Origin of the sequence: Tardiphaga sp. 619_E2_N8_4, assembly GCF_051810905.1 — a bacterium.
GTDB lineage: Bacteria > Pseudomonadota > Alphaproteobacteria > Rhizobiales > Xanthobacteraceae > Tardiphaga > Tardiphaga robiniae.
On record NZ_JBPWQJ010000001.1, the window covers coordinates 1,312,680 to 1,331,415 of the forward strand.

Annotated in this window: 18 protein-coding genes; 9 read left to right on the forward strand and 9 right to left on the reverse strand. The window is 61.5% G+C overall.

Annotation, left to right across the window (positions count from 1 at the left end; all coding sequences use genetic code 11):
• Positions 1-140: 140 nt before the first annotated feature.
• The 3 genes from dnaN to rpsT form a co-directional block, all read right to left on the reverse strand.
• Positions 141-1,259: a DNA polymerase III subunit beta gene (gene dnaN, locus AB8A23_RS06255; protein WP_089263411.1), complete on the reverse strand. Its 1,119-nt coding sequence runs from the start codon at positions 1,257-1,259 to the stop codon at positions 141-143.
• A 244-nt stretch (positions 1,260-1,503) separates the two neighbouring features.
• Positions 1,504-2,937 (reverse strand): chromosomal replication initiator protein DnaA, encoded by a 1,434-nt coding sequence (gene dnaA, locus AB8A23_RS06260; protein WP_089263412.1) that lies wholly within the window; start codon positions 2,935-2,937, stop codon positions 1,504-1,506.
• A 1,225-nt stretch (positions 2,938-4,162) separates the two neighbouring features.
• On the reverse strand, positions 4,163-4,429 hold the full coding sequence (gene rpsT, locus AB8A23_RS06265; protein ID WP_068729934.1) for a 30S ribosomal protein S20: 267 nt from the start codon (positions 4,427-4,429) through the stop codon (positions 4,163-4,165).
• A 355-nt stretch (positions 4,430-4,784) separates the two neighbouring features.
• Between rpsT and AB8A23_RS06270 the strand changes: the two genes are divergently transcribed.
• From AB8A23_RS06270 to AB8A23_RS06285, 4 genes are all read left to right on the forward strand, one after another.
• On the forward strand, positions 4,785-5,099 hold the full coding sequence (locus AB8A23_RS06270) for a hypothetical protein (protein WP_068729932.1): 315 nt from the start codon (positions 4,785-4,787) through the stop codon (positions 5,097-5,099).
• Between the two features lie 184 nt (positions 5,100-5,283).
• Complete coding sequence (msrA, locus tag AB8A23_RS06275; protein WP_439060124.1) at positions 5,284-5,940, forward strand: peptide-methionine (S)-S-oxide reductase MsrA; 657 nt, start codon at positions 5,284-5,286, stop codon at positions 5,938-5,940.
• Between the two features lie 153 nt (positions 5,941-6,093).
• The gene (locus AB8A23_RS06280; protein WP_439060123.1) at positions 6,094-6,750 is read left to right on the forward strand and encodes a polysaccharide biosynthesis/export family protein; all 657 of its coding nucleotides are present in this window, start codon (positions 6,094-6,096) and stop codon (positions 6,748-6,750) included.
• Positions 6,751-6,977: 227 nt separating this feature from the next.
• Positions 6,978-7,979 (forward strand): Bug family tripartite tricarboxylate transporter substrate binding protein, encoded by a 1,002-nt coding sequence (locus tag AB8A23_RS06285; protein WP_439060122.1) that lies wholly within the window; start codon positions 6,978-6,980, stop codon positions 7,977-7,979.
• 162 nt (positions 7,980-8,141) lie between these two features.
• On the opposite strand, the gene AB8A23_RS06290 is transcribed toward AB8A23_RS06285, so the two are convergent.
• Both AB8A23_RS06290 and AB8A23_RS06295 read right to left on the reverse strand, forming a co-directional pair.
• Complete coding sequence (locus AB8A23_RS06290) at positions 8,142-8,813, reverse strand: dienelactone hydrolase family protein (RefSeq protein WP_439060121.1); 672 nt, start codon at positions 8,811-8,813, stop codon at positions 8,142-8,144.
• Positions 8,814-8,888: 75 nt separating this feature from the next.
• Positions 8,889-9,230, reverse strand: coding sequence for a hypothetical protein (locus AB8A23_RS06295; protein WP_439060120.1), 342 nt, complete (start codon positions 9,228-9,230; stop codon positions 8,889-8,891).
• A 214-nt stretch (positions 9,231-9,444) separates the two neighbouring features.
• Between AB8A23_RS06295 and AB8A23_RS06300 the strand changes: the two genes are divergently transcribed.
• Positions 9,445-10,539, forward strand: coding sequence for an HD-GYP domain-containing protein (locus tag AB8A23_RS06300; RefSeq protein ID WP_089263417.1), 1,095 nt, complete (start codon positions 9,445-9,447; stop codon positions 10,537-10,539).
• Between the two features lie 12 nt (positions 10,540-10,551).
• Here AB8A23_RS06300 and AB8A23_RS06305 read toward each other — a convergent pair whose 3' ends face one another.
• The gene (locus AB8A23_RS06305; protein WP_231078749.1) at positions 10,552-12,144 is read right to left on the reverse strand and encodes an AMP-binding protein; all 1,593 of its coding nucleotides are present in this window, start codon (positions 12,142-12,144) and stop codon (positions 10,552-10,554) included.
• A 122-nt stretch (positions 12,145-12,266) separates the two neighbouring features.
• Positions 12,267-12,680, reverse strand: coding sequence for a VOC family protein (locus AB8A23_RS06310; RefSeq protein WP_439060119.1), 414 nt, complete (start codon positions 12,678-12,680; stop codon positions 12,267-12,269).
• 143 nt (positions 12,681-12,823) lie between these two features.
• Here AB8A23_RS06310 and AB8A23_RS06315 point away from each other — a divergent pair, with 143 nt between their 5' ends.
• Together AB8A23_RS06315 and AB8A23_RS06320 are read left to right on the forward strand one after the other, a co-directional pair.
• A complete protein-coding gene (locus tag AB8A23_RS06315; RefSeq protein ID WP_439060118.1) occupies positions 12,824-13,813 on the forward strand; it encodes a Bug family tripartite tricarboxylate transporter substrate binding protein in 990 nt (329 codons plus the stop codon).
• 158 nt (positions 13,814-13,971) lie between these two features.
• Positions 13,972-14,229 carry a DUF3551 domain-containing protein gene (locus tag AB8A23_RS06320; protein WP_089263421.1) on the forward strand — a complete coding sequence of 86 codons (258 nt, stop codon included), beginning with the start codon at positions 13,972-13,974 and terminating at the stop codon, positions 14,227-14,229.
• A gap of 24 nt (positions 14,230-14,253) precedes the next feature.
• Here AB8A23_RS06320 and AB8A23_RS06325 read toward each other — a convergent pair whose 3' ends face one another.
• Complete coding sequence (locus AB8A23_RS06325) at positions 14,254-14,934, reverse strand: spermidine synthase (RefSeq protein WP_439060117.1); 681 nt, start codon at positions 14,932-14,934, stop codon at positions 14,254-14,256.
• Positions 14,935-15,359: 425 nt separating this feature from the next.
• On the opposite strand from AB8A23_RS06325, the gene AB8A23_RS06330 reads away from it, so the two are divergent.
• Together AB8A23_RS06330 and hutH are read left to right on the forward strand one after the other, a co-directional pair.
• Complete coding sequence (locus AB8A23_RS06330) at positions 15,360-15,689, forward strand: GCG_CRPN prefix-to-repeats domain-containing protein (RefSeq protein ID WP_231078751.1); 330 nt, start codon at positions 15,360-15,362, stop codon at positions 15,687-15,689.
• A 160-nt stretch (positions 15,690-15,849) separates the two neighbouring features.
• On the forward strand, positions 15,850-17,376 hold the full coding sequence (hutH, locus tag AB8A23_RS06335; RefSeq protein WP_439060116.1) for a histidine ammonia-lyase: 1,527 nt from the start codon (positions 15,850-15,852) through the stop codon (positions 17,374-17,376).
• Positions 17,377-17,391: 15 nt separating this feature from the next.
• Here the strand turns inward: hutH and fliI are convergent, their stop codons facing one another.
• Positions 17,392-18,723 (reverse strand): flagellar protein export ATPase FliI, encoded by a 1,332-nt coding sequence (fliI, locus tag AB8A23_RS06340; protein WP_089263423.1) that lies wholly within the window; start codon positions 18,721-18,723, stop codon positions 17,392-17,394.
• Positions 18,724-18,736 lie beyond the last annotated feature (13 nt).

The following is an 18,736-nucleotide window of genomic DNA, read 5'->3' on the forward strand; positions in this document are numbered from 1 at the left end:
AGTGCGCCGAAGACGCATGCGGGGCGGGGATCCATAACCACGGCCGGCACAATTAAAACGGCAGAGTCGTGGCTACCTGGCTGCAACTAGTTCTTCGGAGGCTATGGGTCCCGCTTTCGCGGGGACGACACCTGAAAGACTCACACCCGCATCGGCATCAGCACATAGAGGGCGCCCTTGGCGTCCTTGTCCTGTACCAGCGTCGGCGAACCGGGATCGGCGAGGCGCAGCACGGCGACTTCGCCTTCGATCTGGGCAGCGATGTCGAGCAGATAGCGCGAGTTGAAGCCGATATCGAGCGCGTCGGAGGCGTATTCGACCTCGAGCTCTTCCGTCGCGCTGCCGGAATCCGGATTGGTCACGGACAGCACCAACTTGCCCGCGGACAGCGCGAGTTTCACGGCGCGGCCGCGCTCGCTGGAGATTGTCGAGACGCGGTCGACCGCATTCTCGAAGTCCTTCTTGTCGATCACCAGTTCCTTGTCGTTGTTCTGCGGGATTACGCGGCCATAGTCGGGGAATGTGCCGTCGATCAGCTTCGAGGTCAGAACCACATTGCCAAGCGTGAAGCGGATCTTGCCCTGCGACAGCTCGATGGTGATCTCGGCTTCCAAATCCTCGATCAGGCGCTGCACTTCACCGACCGTCTTGCGCGGCACGATGACGCCCGGCATGCCGTCGGCGCCCTTGGGCAATTTGAGGTCGATCTGCGCCAGACGATGACCGTCGGTGGCGACGGCACGCAGGGTCGCCGCGGTTGCGGTGCCGGCGGCATGGAGATAGATGCCGTTGAGGTAATAGCGGGTCTCTTCGGTGGAGATCGCAAACTGCGTGCGGTCGATCAGGCGCTTGACGTCGGAGGCCGGCAGCGCAAACGAGTGCGTCATTTCGCCGGCGGCGAGATCCGGGAAATCATTCTCCGGCAGCGTCTGCAGCGTGAAGCGCGAACGCCCAGCGCGGATCGCCATCACCGAGCGGTCGCCATCGGCTTCGAGCACGATCTGGGAGCCGTCCGGCAGTTTGCGGACGATGTCGTAAAACATATGGGCAGGCACGGTGGTGGAACCGGCAGTGCCGACTTCGGCGGCCAGGGTTTCCGTGACTTCAAGGTCGAGGTCGGTGGCCTTTAGCGACAGCCGGGCATTTTCGGCACGGATCAGTACGTTGCCCAGGATCGGAATCGTGTTGCGGCGCTCGACCACGCGATGCACGTGGCTCAGCGACTTCAGGAGTTGCGCGCGTTCGACGGTGACCTTCATAACAAAACCCGCCCGATTCAATCCGGTGTCGTGTGGAAATGCCTGGCGGCCCGAATGGGCGCCGCGGCGATGACACCCGCAAGCTCGATCAAGTGGATTTTGCTCAATCCCGCGGGGGACCGCAAGGTGGCGTGGATGGCCGGGAAGCGCAAGAGAGATGCGCTTCCGGCCCCCAATGTTTTGACGGTTAACACCCTCGTCCTGCCCCGGCGCACGCTTTGGCGCGTCGGGGGCGGGGACGCTTTTACTCCTGCAGTTGGCGCTTCAGCGTCTCGACCTCATCCTGCAGGGCCACGTCCTTGCCGACCAGCGCCTCGATCTTGCGTACGGCATGCAGAACCGTGGTGTGATCGCGGCCACCGAAGCGGCGGCCGATTTCCGGCAGCGAGCGCAGCGTCAGGGTCTTGGCCAGATACATCGCAACCTGACGGGGGCGCACGACATTGGCGGTGCGGCGCGACGACAGGAGGTCGGACCGGCTGACATTGTACTGACGCGCGACGACACGCTGGATGTCCTCGATCTTGATCCGCTTCGGCTCCTGCGGGCGGATCAGGTCGCGCACTTCGCGTTCGGCCATTTCCAGCGTCACCGGCGTGGCGTTCAGCTTCGAATGCGCCAGCAGGCGGTTGATTGCGCCTTCGAGATCGCGGCCATTGTGGGTGATGGTGCGGGCCAGATAGTCCAGCACCGGTTCCGGTACGTCGAACGAGGCATGATGTGCACGGGCCGCAGCAACGCGCGACTTCAGGATGCCCAGGCGCAGCTCTTCGCCGAGCGAGCTCATTTCGACGACGAGACCGCCGGCGAGGCGTGAACGCACGCGTTCGTCAAGGCTTTCCAGATCCGACGGCGGACGATCGGCGGCGATCACCACCTGGCGGCCGGCATCGATCAGCGCGTTCAGTGTGTGACAGAATTCGGCCTGCGTGGTCTTGCCCTGCAGGAACTGCATGTCGTCGATCACCAGCACGTCGATGCCGCGTAGCGCTTCCTTGAAGGCGAGCGCCGTCTGCGTCTTCAGCGCAGCGACGAAGCCGTACATGAACTTCTCGGCGGTGAGATACAGCACCTTGCGGTCGGGGCCGGAATTGCCAGCCCAGGTCACGGCCTGCAACAGATGGGTTTTGCCGAGGCCGACGCCGGCATGGATGTAAAGCGGGTTGAACATCACCGGATCGCCGCGGCGACCTTCGGCGACCTGACGCGCGGCAGCATGGGCCAGCGTGTTGGCGCGGCCGAGCACGAAGCTCGCAAAAGTTAGGCGCGGATCGAGCGGCGAGCCGCCGAGTGCTTCATGGCTTGCGGACACCGGCGCGGTGGCCGTAGCGCGGAGTTCGGGCGCGGGACGGTTGTTGAACGTCTCGGTGCGGCGCGCTTCGGTCGGCGCTGCGGCTTCCTTGTTGGCGGGCGCAACGTTGCGCATCGCCGAACGCACGGTGAGATCGACGCGATGAACTTGCGGCATCTCGGCCTGCCAGGCGTTCAGCACGCGCTCGGCATAGTGGGCCTGGATCCAGCTCTTCAGGAATCGGGTGGGTACCGAAAGGTGGACGCTGTCGTCCTGCACGCTTTCGAGATCCATCCGCGCGAACCAGCTGGAGTAAACGTCTTCGCCAACCGTCGACCGCAGCCGACCTTTCACGCGAGACCAGTGATCCTGTTCCATATTAGCCATTGTCAGAGAACTTTTCAGATAGAGTGAGTGTCCGGCACAACGCTGCCGATGAATGTCCGCGTATGGAGACGCGGTGCGACCTCGTGTGACGCGTCGTCTTCGGGCACAGCTCCGCCAACGGCCATCCGGCCGAGGTCAGATCAGTGGTGTCGAAGAGGACCTCGTCGCGAGGTCAGCGCGTACTGGAGGGTCTGTCGGGAACGTGGGCGGAGGTGTGGATCGCCGTATCTGAACGAGACGCAGATCGCGGTCGCTGGAATGCTGTCGTGGTCGATTTGCGCATAAAGCCTCCCCCGCTCACCGCGGTCGCTCGCGGCAAGATGTCAGTTCACATGTGGTTCAAAGTCAGTCCGCAACGCTGAACATCGAAACTCGTTCAGTCGCATTCCCGTATCGTCGTCTTGCCCGCTCGCCTGCCCGCTTACTTCCGCACCGTCAGCTTTGCTGGTTGCGATTGGCCGGTGCGCATTTCTTTTCAAAGCATCCGAATGGATACCCGAGAAATTTCGACACAGAACAACCCTTCCCATATTGCTATGGGCTGCGATCCGATCAAAGCTTGGAAGGTGTCGCTAACCTGAAGACCGTCGCTGATCCTAAGGTCCGTCCTGGTTCTTAAATCGCTCTGATCTGAAGAACCGCGGGCGCCGCGAGTGATTAAAGAAATACAGCACGCCCGGTTTCTCGCAACGGAATCATTTTTCAGGTGCCCCGCAAAAGCCTCACTTGCGCAGCCCGGAACACGTCGTGATTTTTTTGACGATGCGTCAAGGTTTTGAATCAACGCGCTGAATCGTAATGTGACAGTGCCGTTGCAGATTCGATCCAGCGAAAAAAGAAATTCATAATTCATTTACGAATGAAGGGGCCGAGTCCGCGTTTTCAAACTGGTCCGCTTCGCTATGCCGATAAGTGATTAGAGCCGCGCGTTTTTTTCTGTGCGTTGAGTCAGGGTAACCCTAGACATCGGACTCGCGCTGGCGGCGTGGCGCTGTTGCTTTTTCAGAATCACGCTGACGCAAGCGATAACGCGGATTGGCACTCGGTGTGATGCGTTGTGCGTTCCGGCTGTGCCGTTGAAGAGACATGACGAGACGCGCATCGCGCAAGCGCGCGGCGGTCTTTGCGCTTCATCAGAATTTGTGACGCGATAGCGCGAACGCATTGCGGCATAAAAAAAGCCCGGCGTGAAGCCGGGCTTTTTGGAAAGAATGTTGTCGTCAGATTACTGCGCGAGCTTCGCGATCTGATGGACGAGACGCGAGACCTTGCGGCTTGCGAGATTCTTGTGAACGAGGTTGCGCTGAGCAGCCTTCATCAGTTCGGGCTCGGCGAGCTTCATCGCCTTCAGCGCCGCTTCGCGGTCGCCGCTCTTGATCGCCGCCTCGACGGTGCGGACTGCACCGCGCATCTGGGTGCGGCGGGACTTGTTGACGATGGTGCGGCGGGCAATCTTGCGCGTCGCCTTCTTGGCGGAGGTCGTATTGGCCATATCTCACTATCCTTCAGCAGCGTCCCGTCTCGGGCGCCGGGCTGATTGACGTCTGCCGCTCGACTGCGGCCAACGCTGATCTGTTTCCGGGGTGTTCCTGAAAATGCTATCCCCGGAGCGGCAAAGCTCACGCGTTTCGAAACTCACGGGGCGCGCCGCTCAAAGAACAGCGGCGGCGGGATTGCGCCCACCGCCATTGGCGCTCCTTATAGAGTGCCCGATTTCCACCGTCAACGCCTTCCGGCTGCGCCTTTAGACGAAAAACAGCCGCAGAGTGGCGGTTAAGTTGCTGATGAGGTTGAATTTCTCGGGTTTGCCCGGTATTGCCGGGGGTGAGAGCGATGAGGGGATTCGGATGATCCGCGGGTTTTTCCGCCTGATAGGGCTGTTATTGCTGGCCGGTGGGTTCGTGTTCCTAGTCTATGATGGGGCGCGCTCGATTGCCGATCAAGCGCTGCGGCTGACCCGGCTCGGGGAGTTCTGGAACGACATCAACCAGGCCAGCCAGCGTTCCTTCCAGGCGATGGTCGATGCCAATGCGCCGTTCCTCAGCGGGCTTCTCAAATTGCTGCTCAACCAGCCGGCCTGGGCCGTCATGGGCGTGCTCGGCATCGTGCTGATGCTGTTGTTTCGGCCAAGCAAGCCGTTGATCGGCTATTCGCGGAATTGAACGGCGCTCGACGACGTAACACACCTGCCGTTTCCCTCGTAGATACCTATATTGCCACCTGAGATACGCCGCGCGGCAGGAGTGAATCCGGTTCTGCCTCGCGGGTGCTGTTGGCCCCCAGATCTGCGCGTTCGTCCAGCGAACCGGAGTCCACTTCGTTCGCGAGCGCGCCGGGAGATGATCCATGTTTTTCATGCGCAAGACCGCTGCATTGCCGACCGTCGCCGAAGCACTGCCCGGTCGCGATACGCCGATCCCCACTGCCAAGCATCACTTCGTCAATCGCAGCAACATCCAGCCGCCCTATCCAGAAGGAGTTGAGCGGGCGGTGTTCGGGCTCGGTTGCTTCTGGGGTGCTGAGCGCAAGTTCTGGGAGCTCGGCGACGGCATCTATACGACCGCGGTCGGCTACGCCGGCGGCTTCACGCCGAACCCGACCTATGAAGAGACCTGCTCGGGCCGTACCGGTCACACCGAAGCGGTGCTGGTGGCGTTCGATCCGAAGAAGATTTCTTACGAGCAGTTGCTGAAGACGTTCTGGGAGAGCCACGATCCGACCCAGGGCATGCGTCAGGGCAACGACATCGGCTCGCAGTATCGTTCCGCGATCTACACCTTCAGCGATGCACAGCGCGATGCCGTCGCAGCGTCGAAGGCGGCGTATCAGAAGGCACTGTCCGCGAAGGGCCTCGGCACCATCACCACCGAGATCGCGCCGGCCGGGAAGTTCTACTTTGCCGAGGACTATCACCAGCAGTATCTGGCAAAGAACCCCGGCGGCTATTGCGGTCTCGGCGGCACCGGTGTGTCGTGCCCGATCGGGGTCGGTGTCACGGCCTGAGCTGACCACGGCTAAGTGTAGATAAACAACGTCAAAAGCCCGCTTTCGGAGCTCCCGAAGGCGGGCTTTTTGCTGCCTGATGGACGGCGACGACAACGGAATTTTAACCATAAGAGGCCAAAACCGAGGCTGCCTCTATGAGGGATATGTCCAGTGTCGTCTGCCCGCGCGTTTCGTCTGCCCCTGATTGTCGCGGTTGCCGCGCTGGCTCTGTCCGGCTGCATGCGGAGACCGGGTCCTGTTGCAGTGGTTGCGCCGGCTGCCGATCTCGACACGCTCGCTTACGGTCGCCCGGGTTACGGGCCGGCAGCAGTGCCGGTTGCTTATGCTCCCCCGGTCTCGACCTATGATGCGCAGTACAAGCTCGATGCCGGCGACAAGCTGCGCGTGGTGGTTTACGGCCAGGAAGGTCTCACCAATTCCTACGCCATCGATGCCGGTGGCGCGATCACCATGCCGCTGATCGGCCGCGTGCCAGCGCGCGGCATGACGCCCGCTGCTTTGGCCGCGAGCATCACCGGACGCCTGCGCAATGGCTTCATTCGCGAGCCGTCGGTGGCTGTCGAAATCGAAGCCTACCGTCCGTTCTTCATCCTCGGTGAAGTTGCCGCTCCCGGACAGTATCCCTACGTGCCCAATATGAGCGTCGAGAGCGCGATCGCCATCGCCGGTGGTTTTTCGCCACGCGCCAAGCGTGATGAAGTCACGCTGACCCATACCACCGTCGAGGGCTCGTACCGCGCCGTGGTGCCATTGGGCACGCCGATCAATCCCGGTGATACGGTGCTGGTCAGCGAGCGCTGGTTCTGATCGCACGCATCGATCGCGGTCATCACCTCACACGCGATTTTCTCCGCTTCACGGAATAGACGCGCTTTCCCGCGATGAAATTGACTGCGATGTATCGGCGCATTGGCGTCAGGATACGCGTTGCTCTGTATCAGAATCGTCTCCCGCCCTGTAGCAATGATCAAGCGAGGCCAACTCGCTGAAATGCGCCGCCATGTCGGCACATATGGATATCAGGGGGAGAAGAGATGAAGACCAGTCCGTCGGTCAACGTGATGCGCGGCATCACTCTGGCAGCCATCGTGGCGCTGGGAGCGGCGCTGTCTTCGCAAGCATTTGCGCAGACCGCGCAATCCTATCCCGATCGGCGCATCACTTTCGTCGTGCCCTATGCGCCCGGCGGTGCCACCGATGTCGCGGCGCGCCTACTGGCGCAGAAGCTGCAGGAGTCCTGGAAGCAGACCGTCACCGTGGAGAACAAGCCGGGCGCCGGTGGCGTGATCGGCAACGATTTCGCTGCCAAGGCTCCGGGCGACGGCTACACGGTGCTGATCGCAATCACGCAGATCATCCAGGCGCCGAGCCTGATGTCGAAATTGCCCTACGATGCGTTCAAAGATCTCGCGCCCGTCACGCAGGTCGCGATCTCGCCGATCGTGCTCGTCGTGCCCGAAGCGCAGCCGATGAAGTCCGTGAAGGAACTGGTCGATCTTGCCAAATCCAGTCCCGGAAAATATCCGTACGGCACTTTTGGCAATGCCACGACGTCGCATCTTTATGGCGAGCTTCTGAAGAAGAACACCGGCATTGATATGACCCATGTGCCGTATCGTGGCGCCGCGCCGCTCTTGAACGACTTGCTCGGCAATCAGGTCACGGCGGCCTTCCTCGACTTCACCACGGCCGGTCCGCAGCTCGAAGCCGGCAAGATCCGTCCGCTCGCAGTGGGCGGCGAGAAACGCAAGCCCAAGCTGCCGAACGTGCAGACCATGGCCGAACTCGGCTATCCCGGTTTCGAGGCTGAAGGCTGGGTCGGCGTCTTCGTGCCAGCAGCGACGCCGAAGGACATTGTGAGCAAGCTGTCGGCCGAGCTCGGTCGCATCATCAATTCGCCGGAGGGGACCGCCGGCCTGCAGGCGGTCAATCTCGTTCCGGTCGGAGACAGCCCCGAATCTTTCGAGAAGAGCCTGCGCCGCGATTTCGATCGCTGGGCGACGGTGGCAAAGACAGCGGGCGTGAAGGGCGAGTGATGTTCCAATCTCTCCCGACTGGCAGGGAAAGATCGAGGCTGCTCCCTCTCAGTCGTCATACCCGGGCTTGACCCGGGTATTCAGCTTTGCCCAAGCGCTTGTTGGTGCCGCAAAGGTGGATTGCCGGGTCAAGCCCGGCAATGACGTGGAGAGGGCGGCGGCTTACTTCAGATGCTTCGCGAGGAACGCGAGGCTCCGTTCTCTCGCAACATCCGCGCTGGCTTTGTTGTAGCTGGCGCGCTGATCGCAATTGAAGCCGTGTTCGGCACCGTCATAGACGAAGATCTCCACATCCGGCCGCTTGGCGCGGATGGTCTCGACGTCCGACAGCGGAATGCCGTGATCCTTTTCGCCGAAATGCAGCTGCGTCGGGACGGTCGGCTTGTCGTCGGCAAAGCGCACCACGGCGCCGCCGTAATAGCCAATGGCGGCGCTGAGGCCCGTCAGCTTCGTGGCGGCGGCGAAGGCAACGCTGCCGCCAAGGCAAAAGCCGATGATGCCGACATTGCCGATATCTCCAACTGAATCGATGGCGGCCTGGGTATCGCGCAGCATCGCGGGCCAATCCGGATTAGCAACGAACTTGCGCGCGATGGCGATTTCCTCGGGCGAATAACCGGACTGGAAGTTGGGTTCGGTGCGATCGAAGATCGACGGCGCCACCGCCACATAGCCTTGCACAGCGAAGCGATCGCAGACCGTGCGGATGTGGTCGTTTACGCCGAAGATCTCCTGGATCACCACCGCGGCGCCCTTGGGCTTGCCCTCAGGCTGGGTGCGGTAGGCGCCGAGTTTGAAGCCGTCAGATGCAGTCAGCGTGATGTCTTGTCCCACGAGGTATTCCATATCGTTGTTAAGGGGTGAGGTCTGTTTGGCGCGGGCGACAGCACGGGTCTACTCACAAAGCGGCTACTGCCACATCCAATGCCGGCCCCAGTCGCCCTTCCAGCCGGTCAGGCGTCCCTTGCGAAACTGGAGATAGAGGCGGTCGCGGCGGTCGAAGAAGCCGCTGCCGCCGAAGGTGCGGATCGCCAGATAGATCTCATCGCCCGGTCGGCCGCTGACATAGGTTAGCGGGGTGCCCAAGATACGGGCGGCGTCATCCGCCGCCATCCCAAAAGCCAGCGGGGTGGCGTTCGAAAGGGTTGCCGTGAATGGCAGATCGGGCCTCGTCTCGGCGGGCTGCCCGTGGGCTGGAACCGTGACGGCGAGGGCGGTCGCGACGCCGAGGATGAACCTGATGGTCTTCATGGCGCGATTGTTTTCCGGATCGGATTCCGGCGCAAGGCGGCATTGCTTAAAGTTTTCGCGAAAGCCCTAACCGACTGATAGTGCTATCCGCCGGAATGAAACCTTCCGGGGGACGATCAGGAAGCATTAACAATACCCATTAAGCTTCAAGAACCCTGTTCCAAGGTATGTATGTCCTGCTTGCGGCCCGTTCGCCGCAATAGATCGAGGGCATATGACCGCTTCAGTCAACCAATCGCCGGCGCGCCGCCGACTGCTTCTGGCATCGGACCGCAGCGATCACAGCAGCGAACTCGTCGATATCCTGCAGAAGGTCGGCGAAGTCGATGTTGTCCCAACGTCAGCCATTCCGGAGACACCGCCCAGCGAGCTGTCGGGTATCGTGGTCGATATCAATCTGCGTTCGGCAGAGGCCGTGCAGCGCGTGCGCAACAAGCTGCGCCACAAATCCTATGAAGCGATACCGCGCCTGTTCGTGCTGGCCGACTCGCTGCATCACGGATCCATGCAGGCCTGGGCGCTCGGCGCCACCGATACGATCGCGCGGCCGTTCGATGCACGTGGCATCATGCAGCGTATTCGCGCGGCATTTCCAAACCCGCATGACGAGGACTTCTCCGCACGCGGCAAGGCGCTGAATCGCGGCGTCGAGGCGGCGCATGCGGTCATGGTCAAGATCTTCGAGAAATTGCCGGCGGGCGTGCCGCTCACCTTCAACGACGTGATGCAGGCAGAGAACCAGATTCTGAAGGCCATCAAGCGTACATCGCTGCGCGAATGGCTGGCCGCAGTCGGCCGTCATCACAATCACAGCTATCGTCACTGCCTGTTCGTGACTGGTTTCGCGGTGGCCTTTGCGCAGCATCTCGGCATGCGCGACGAAGATCAGCGCCGTCTCACGCGCGCAGCTCTCGTGCACGACGTGGGCAAGGCGTTTATCCCGGTGTCGATTCTGGACAAGCCGGGCAAGCTCACTGAGGACGAGACGCTCGAGATGCGCAAACATCCGCGTCTCGGCTTCGAAGCGCTCGTGGCGCAGGGCAGTTTTCCGCGCGAGATGCTCGACGTGGTGCTGCATCACCACGAGTTCCTGGATGGCAGTGGTTACCCCGATGCGCTGGCCGGCGACCAGATCAGCGACATCGTGCGCCTGATGACCATCGTCGACATCCACGCGGCTCTGGTGGAGCGGCGCGCCTATCGCATGGCCTTCACGCATGCCAAGGCATTCGAGATCATGGAGCAGATGGGCGACAAGATCGACCAGCAATTGCTGCAGGTGTTCCGCCCGGTGGCGCTCGGCGCGTAAGCGCCGTTCGCCTCAGGCCAGCAGCTTGCGCAACTCGGCCTTGGCGACTTTCTCGAGAGTTGAACGTGGCATCTCGTCCACGAAATGGATTTCGCGGGGCACTTTGAAATCCGCCAGCCCGCTCTTGCAGGCCGCCATGACATTGTCATGCAGCGCGGGTGGCGCCTGCGCCACGCCGGCATGCGGGATGATGAAAACCACCGGCACTTCATCCAGCATCGGATGTTTCTTGCCGACGACGGCCGCCTCGCGAACGCCGGGCACCGTGATGACGACTTGCTCGATCTCGGACGCGGCAACGTTCTCGCCGCCAACTTTCAGCATGTCCTTCGCACGGTCACCAAACTTGATATAGCCGCGCTCGAGTAGCGTGACGCGGTCGCCAGTGATGAAGAAGCCGTTGGTGTCGAAACTGTCTGAGGTCGCAGCTTCGTTGTGCAGATACTCCTTGAACAGCGACAGGCCGGGAATGCCCTTGATCGTGAGATTGCCAGTCTCACCCACAGCAGTCGGCGTGCCGTCGTCGTTGGTGACGCGGATGCCATATTCGGTTGCGGCGCGGCCGATGGCCATCGGCGTGTTGGGCTGATCGACCTCGCCGATGATGCCGTGAGTAATGGTTTCGGTCATGCCCCACCAGCCGATGATCTTGACGCCGAATTTGGCGAAGGCCGGCGGATCGCAGAACGACGCACCCCACAGCCGGAAATGATGCTTCGGCACGTCGTGCTCGAGCAGCGCCTTCATGCAGAACGGGATGGTCGACAGCCAGGTGGCGCGATGTTCGAGCGCCACGTTCCAGAACCGGCGCGCGGAAAAACGCGGCTGAAGCACGAGGGAGGCACCGACCCACAACGTCGCCAGCATCGAATAGGCCAGTGCGTTGGTGTGGAACAGCGGCAGATAGGTCATATGCGTATCGAACGCATGCAGGTCCTGATGCGCAGCATTCACCTTGCCGCCCCACAGCGCATTGGCATGGGTCCACAGCACCGCTTTGGGCCGCGATGTGGTGCCTGACGTATACTGGACGCTACAATGCGCCCAAGGGTCGACCGGGCGTCGCGGACGATCGGCGCTGTCAGCGAACAGGGATTCGAACCGCTCAGCCTTGCCCACTGCATGGCCGTCGGCCGACGCGCCGGCGTTGTGCGACGTCACCGCGATCCAGCGCAGTTTGCGGCAATTTGCGACGACGAGCTCGGCATAGGATGGCTGGGTGATGGCGGCGACGGCGCCGCAATGATCGGCGAAATATTCGATCTCCGCAGCCGACGAGCGGGTATTCGTGGTGACGGCGATGGCGCCGAGTTCGACGCAGGCGAACCAGGCCAGCAGCATCTCGACGCAGTTGTCGAGATGGATCAGCACATAGTCACCCTGGACGATGCCGCGTTGGGCAAGGCCTGCGGAAAGTGCCCCGACGCGCTCGTGAAACTCGCCATAGGTCCATGGCCGCGCCGGCGCATCGAATGGCGACCAGATGATGAAAGGGCGATCGCGACGCGTCTCGGCGTGCATGCGCAGCAGCCACGGCACGTCCATGCCGTCGAACGGGCCGATCGAACCGGGAATCATGGCGGGATTCGTCGCGGGGTGGGGCATGCATCCTCCGTCGAAAGCCGCCGGAGCGACCGCTTACGCGGGTGCGGCTTTCTTATTCTTGTTTTTACGGAAGATGTTGTGCCATCAGCGGCAGCGGTGCGCAAACCGCAACGCGTGCAGGATCAGCCTATTTCGTAAGACGAAATTTCAATCAGGCTCCCATCGGGATCCCGGCAATAGACCGAGCGCAAGGTGCCGCGCGCGCCCTGTTTGGCCACCGGGCCTTCCTCGATAGCAACATCGCAAGCGCCGAGATGCGCAACCACGGCGTCGGGCGGTGATGCAGTGAGAAAACAGAGGTCGTCGCTGCCGGCCATCTCATGATCCGCCGTGAACCACTCGACCTTATCGGCGCCGATCGGCCGCAGATTGATCTTTTGCACGCCAAAACTCACCGATGTGCGCGGTAACTTTCCCGGACCGGGATCGAACACCCTCACTTCCATGCCCAGGACGCGTTGATACCAGGTGGCTGAGCGCTGGACGTCAGTGACATTCAGGACGAGATGATCGAGGGCCGTGACGGTGAGGGACATGAAATGGTCCTTGACGTTTCTTTGGGCTGGTGCCGCAGTAGTGTCGCACTGGTCGATAGTTGAATTGTTTGGTAGATACGGCCGTTGTCAATTTAACACACGCTGACCGCGCGCAAAGTTGCGGCAGCCGGAGGGAATAAAATATGACGTCACGTCGTGCCGCGATCGGTCTGATTGCGCTTGGCTTTTCTGCTTTTACTGCAACCGCTCTCGTTCCCGTCAGCTCGGCGCTGGCCGTGGATTATCCGACGCGGCCGGTTCGCTTTGTCGTCGGCTATCCTGCTGGCGGTGCAACCGATATTCTGGCCCGCCTGATCGGGCAGAAGCTATCCGAGCGAACCGGCCAGCAATTCGTCGTCGAGAACAAGCCGGGCGCCGGCAACAATATCGGCACCGAATCTGTCGTGAATGCAGAACCCGACGGCTACACCATCCTGTTGGTCAATCCGGCGAACTACATCAACGCGACGCTTTATGGGAAGCTGAGCTTCAATTTCGTGCGTGATATCGCGCCTGTCGCCGCCTTCCATCGCACCGCCAATGTGATGACCGTCAACAAGGACATCACGGCGAAGACCGTCGGGGAATTCATCGCCTATGTGAAGGCCAATCCGGGCAAGGTGAACATGGCGTCGTCGGGTAACGGCACCTCGGTGCATCTATCCGGTGAGATGTTCATGATGCTGTCGGGCGCCAAGATGCAGCATGTGCCCTATCGCGGTGCTGCGCCGGCGATCACCGACATGCTCGGCGGTCAGGTCCAGGTGATCTTCGACAACATGCCGTCAATCATCCAGCATATCCGCTCGGGCAGCCTTCGTGCGCTGGCGGTGACGACCACCGAGAAGTCGTCGCTGTTGCCCGATGTGCCAACCGTCGCGGAAACCGTGCCGGGTTATGAGGCCAGCGCTTTGTTCGGCATGGGTGCGCCGAAGAAGACGCCGCCGGAGATTATCGCCAAGCTCAACGCGGACGTTAATGCGGTGCTGGCGGATCCGGCCGTCAAGGCCAAGCTGGTCGATCTCGGCGGCGAACCGCTGATCGGACCGCCGGAAGCGTTCGGTAAGATGATCGTCGCAGAGACCGAGAAGTGGGAGAAAGTGGTCAAAGCCGCGGGCCTTAAGGTCGAATGAACCCATGCGGCACTATGGTGTCTAACCCTTGTGATGACGCCAGCGTAAGCGCGTAATCACAAGACCGGGATGTACTGGAGCTTGCGGGAACGTTCATCCGCAGGCTCTGTTGCTTTCTGGGGATGTCACAGGACCGCTGCCGCGGAGGAGAATACGTGATGCGCAATCTGATGCTGGCCGTGTTGGCTGTTGGTGGTGTCTCGGCCATGGCTTCCAGCCCTGCAGCTGCCGCCCCGACCTATCCCTATTGCATCCAGTCGCAGGCTTTTGGGACCGATTGCTCCTATCCAAGCTATGAAGCGTGCCAGGCCACTGCATCGGGTCGCGGCGTCGACTGCATCGTCAATCCGCGTCTGGCGTTCAGCCCGCAGCCTTATGCCGAACCGCGCCGCAGTCGTCGTTCGATTGCCTATTAAGATCCATCTTCATGGCGGCGACGGCTATGTTTTTGGCTTCGTCGCCAGCCAGATGACGTGACGGGCGCCACCGCGTGTGCCGGTGGCGCGGATCTTGATTTCCTCGGCGTTGAAGCCTGCCTTGCCGAGGAGCGCCGTGAATTTGTCATAAGGAAATGACGACCAGACGGCCAGTACGCCGCCCGAACTGAGCGCGGCCTGGGCCGCGCGCAACCCTTTCAGGTCATAGAGCGCATCATTCGATTTTCGCGTCAGGCCTTCGGGCCCGTTATCGACGTCGAGCAGGATCGCATCATATCTGCCGCGCGCGCCGGCGATGACTTTGACGACATCGCCTTCGACAATCTCCACACGCGGATCACTCAGGCTGTCGCCAGACAGCTCAGCCATTGGGCCACGCGCCCAAGCGACGATTGCGGGCACCAGTTCGACCACGGTGATCTTCGCCTTCGGGCCGAGCACCTTCAGCGCAGCGCGCAATGTAAAGCCCATGCCATAGCCGCCGATCAAAAGCCGCGGCGCCTTCATGTCCTTGAGGCGAAAGCAGGTGAGCGTCGCCAGTGCTTCCTCGGAGCCGAACAGCCGACTGCTCATCAATTCGTTCTGGCCGAGCTTGATGGTGAATTCGTGCCCGCGCTGCATCAGGCGCAGCGGCACGCCGCCGCCGGGGACTTCGGTCGTATCGATCAGTTTCCAGGGAAGCACGGGTGTCTTTCATCAAGCGATTGCACGGCGGCCGGTGGTAGCGCGAGAACCGATCTCCACGCAACTCGGCTATCATGCAAAGGCCTTGCGGCAATTGAAGTCGCTCGTGTCGCCGCACTTCGATCGCAGCGGGATCGGATGCAGGGTTCCGGTCTCTGGAATAGCTCCAACACGTCGCTGCATCTTCGTTTAAAGGGAACTACACTGATGAAGTACTTCGCGCGGCAGCTCTGTTCGCCGTTCTTAACGGGCGGATAACTAACCGAACGGGTTGTGCCGGTGCATTGATAGAACGGAATTGCCAACGGTATCCCGTGCCTCTAAGCAGAATAAAGACCAATGCATCTTCGGGTTGCGCATCGCGCGGCAAGGCGAAGACGCTTTCGTCGGGGCCGAGTGATCTTCAACTCATCGAGAGGAATAGAATGACCAAAATTCTGCACATGATGGCGGCATGTCTCGTCGCCATGTTCATCGTCTCGACGCAGGCAAGTGCTGCGCCGATGATGGGCCAGAGCATCGCTGTCGAAGCGCACGTGATCCCGGTTGCGGGTGGATGCGGTCCGAACGGCTGGCGCGGTCCCTATGGTGGCTGCCGCTATACACCTTATTACGGCCCACTCCCGGGCGGCTACTATCAGGAAGCTCCCGTAATGGGGAACGGCTGCCCTCCCGGTTACTGGCGCGGTCCGTGGGGCCACTGCCGCAACACGCCCTATCACGGTAATCTGCCGGGCGGCGGCTGGAAGCCATAAGGCAAACGTGACGCTGCGTCGCACGTCGCAGCGCACGATCTGACTGTCGATCAGCTGAAAGGCCAGCCGCAAGGCTGGCCTTTTTGTTGCGCGCAAACATTGAAGCGCAGCGTTGAATGTGTTGCCTTGGGCCATCTACAGATGGCCTGGAGACACTTTAATGACGATGCGATTCACACCGGGTACGGTGACGCTGGCGGACTGGCGGTCGATCTATCGGGGGGCAGTACCAGTTCTCGATGGGAGCTGTATTCCCCGCATCAATGCCAGTGTTGCGGCAGTTGCCCGGATCGTCGCCAAGGGCGAACCCGTCTATGGCATCAATACAGGCTTCGGAAAGCTTGCACATGTCGGCATAGAAGCCGAAAGCATCACGGCCCTCCAGAAAAACATCGTGCTGTCGCATTGCGTGGGCGTCGGCGATCCAGCGCCAGCGCCGGTGGTGCGGCTGATGATGTGCCTCAAGCTTGCGAGCCTGGCGCAGGGTTTCTCCGGCGTCCGCATGGAGACGGTCCAGTTGCTTAGCGCCATGATTGCGCATGACATCACGCCCATCGTGCCCGCGCAGGGATCAGTCGGTGCTTCCGGCGATCTGGCCCCGCTCGCGCATATGGCGTCGGTCATGATCGGCGTCGGCGAGGCGCTGACGACGTCCGGGCGATTGCCGGCGACGGAGGCGCTCGCTAGTGCGGGTCTGCAGCCGATCGAGCTGCGGGCCAAGGAAGGACTGGCGCTGCTGAACGGCACGCAGTTCTCGACGGCCTATGCACTTGCGGGATTGTTCGAGGCCGAAATCCTATTCAGGACCGCACTCGTCAGTGGTGCCTTGTCCACCGACGCCGCGCGTGGCTCGGATACGCCGTTCGATCCACGCATCCATCAACTACGCAAACATGAAGGGCAGATCGTTTCGGCCCAGGCATTGAAGGAACTTCTCGCCGGCAGCGCGATTCGCGAGTCGCACCGCACCGGCGACGTCCGTGTTCAGGATCCTTATTGCCTCCGCTGTCAGCCGCAGGTGATGGGCGCCGCGCTGGACGTTTTGCGACAGGTGGCCACCACGCTTCTCACCGAAGCGAATGGCGTCTCTGACAATCCTCTGGTCTTTGCCGAGGACGATATCGCGATCTCCGGTGGCAATTTCCATGCAGCGCCGGTTGCCTTTGCGGCGGATATGATGGCGCTTGCGATCTGTGAGATCGGATCGATCTCAGAGCGCCGGATCGCCATGCTGGTGGATCCGGTGTTATCCGGTGTGCCCGCGTTCCTGACACCGAAGCCGGGGCTTAATTCCGGCTTCATGATCGCGCAAGTGACGGCCGCGGCGCTGGTATCTGAGAACAAGCAGCGGGCTTATCCGGCCAGCGTCGATTCGATTCCGACATCGGCCAATCAGGAAGATCATGTCTCGATGGCTGCCCATGCGGCGCGCCGGCTGTTGCCGATGATCGAGAATGCGATGGCCGTCATTGCCATCGAGCTGCTGGCGGGCGCGCAGGGCTGTGATTTCCATGCGCCGCTCAAGTCCAGCGATCGTCTGGAAAACGTTCGAGCACGGATCCGGGCAGACGTCGCCCATCTCGACGAGGATCGATATTTTCACGACGACATTCAGAAGTCGCTGCGCCTTGTGCGATCCGGTGCGATCGTCGCGGCAGCCAATCTCGATACGATCCCGGGTGTCTAAAACGCGGGAGCGCAGTTACCCGATTGCGGTCTTGATCACGCTGAGCAATTCCTGGAACGGCTCGGCGCAGGACGGGTCGGTCGGGTGCTGTTGCAGCACGTCGTAGATCTTGGGCACGAGCTGGACGGCCTGATCGAGTTCACTGTCGCGGCCGGGCTGATAGCCGCCCATCAGGCGAAGGTCGCGGGTGTCCTCAAAGCGGGCGATCATGGCGCGCAGCTTACGCACCAGATTAGCTTCCTCCGGCGACCACACATGCTGGCCGAGGCGCGACACCGATGACAGCACATTGACGGCCGGATAGCGGCCTTGATCGGCGACGTCGCGATCGAGCATGATGTGCCCGTCCAGCGTACCACGCACCGTATCTGCCACGGGCTCGTTGTGATCGTCACCATCGACCAGCACGGCAAAGACGCCGGTAATGGAGCCCTGGCCTTCGAGGCCCGGTCCTGAACGCTCCAGCAGCCGCGGAAGTTCGCTGAAGACACTCGGCGCATAGCCGCGTGCGATCGCCGGCTCGCCGGTAGCGAGCGCGACTTCACGGGATGCGTGGGCGAAGCGCGTTACCGAATCGACGATCAACAGCACCGATTCACCGCGATCGCGGAAATATTCGGCGATGGTCATCGCCGTCTTCGGCGCCAGTCGACGCATCATCGGGCTTTCGTCGCTCGTTGAGACGACTGTGATCGCGCGGGTCTTGTGATGGACCAGCGATTCTTCGAGAAATTCACGTACTTCTCGTCCACGCTCGCCGACAAGTGCAGTGACGACGGTGTCGAAGCCGGCGCTGCGTGCCAGCATCGAAAGAAGGGTGGTTTTGCCGACGCCGGAACCAGCGAAAATGCCGATGCGCTGGCCGATACAGAGCGGTGTGAAGAGATCCACGACGCGGACGCCGGTACGGAGCGGCTTGCTCACGCGCGAGCGGCTCATCGCTGGCGGGGGATTAGCATCCGTTTGCATCTCGCGCTCGCCGACCGGCATGTCGCCGGCGCCATCCAGTGGCTCACCGAGCGCATTGATGACGCGACCTTTCCAGGCCGGATGTGGAGACAGTGTCTTGGGAGGCATTCGGAAGGCGGGAACGCCGAGGCCGGCAGCAAAGTGGGAATCGAATGGTTTGGCCGTTACGCCGTCAGTATCGATCCGCACGACCTCACCGAGATGAACCTGCTTGTCGATTTCCAGTCCGATCAATTCACCGAGCCTAACATAGCGCGATAGGCCGGAGACGCGAAAATGCGTCGGCGTCACCTCGGACACCATGCCACCGACACGAACCGTGGGCACGTCCCGGCGCAGGGTTGCGATGGTCGATTCGAGTTTTTCAAGCGCGTTCATCGAGCTCTCCCGC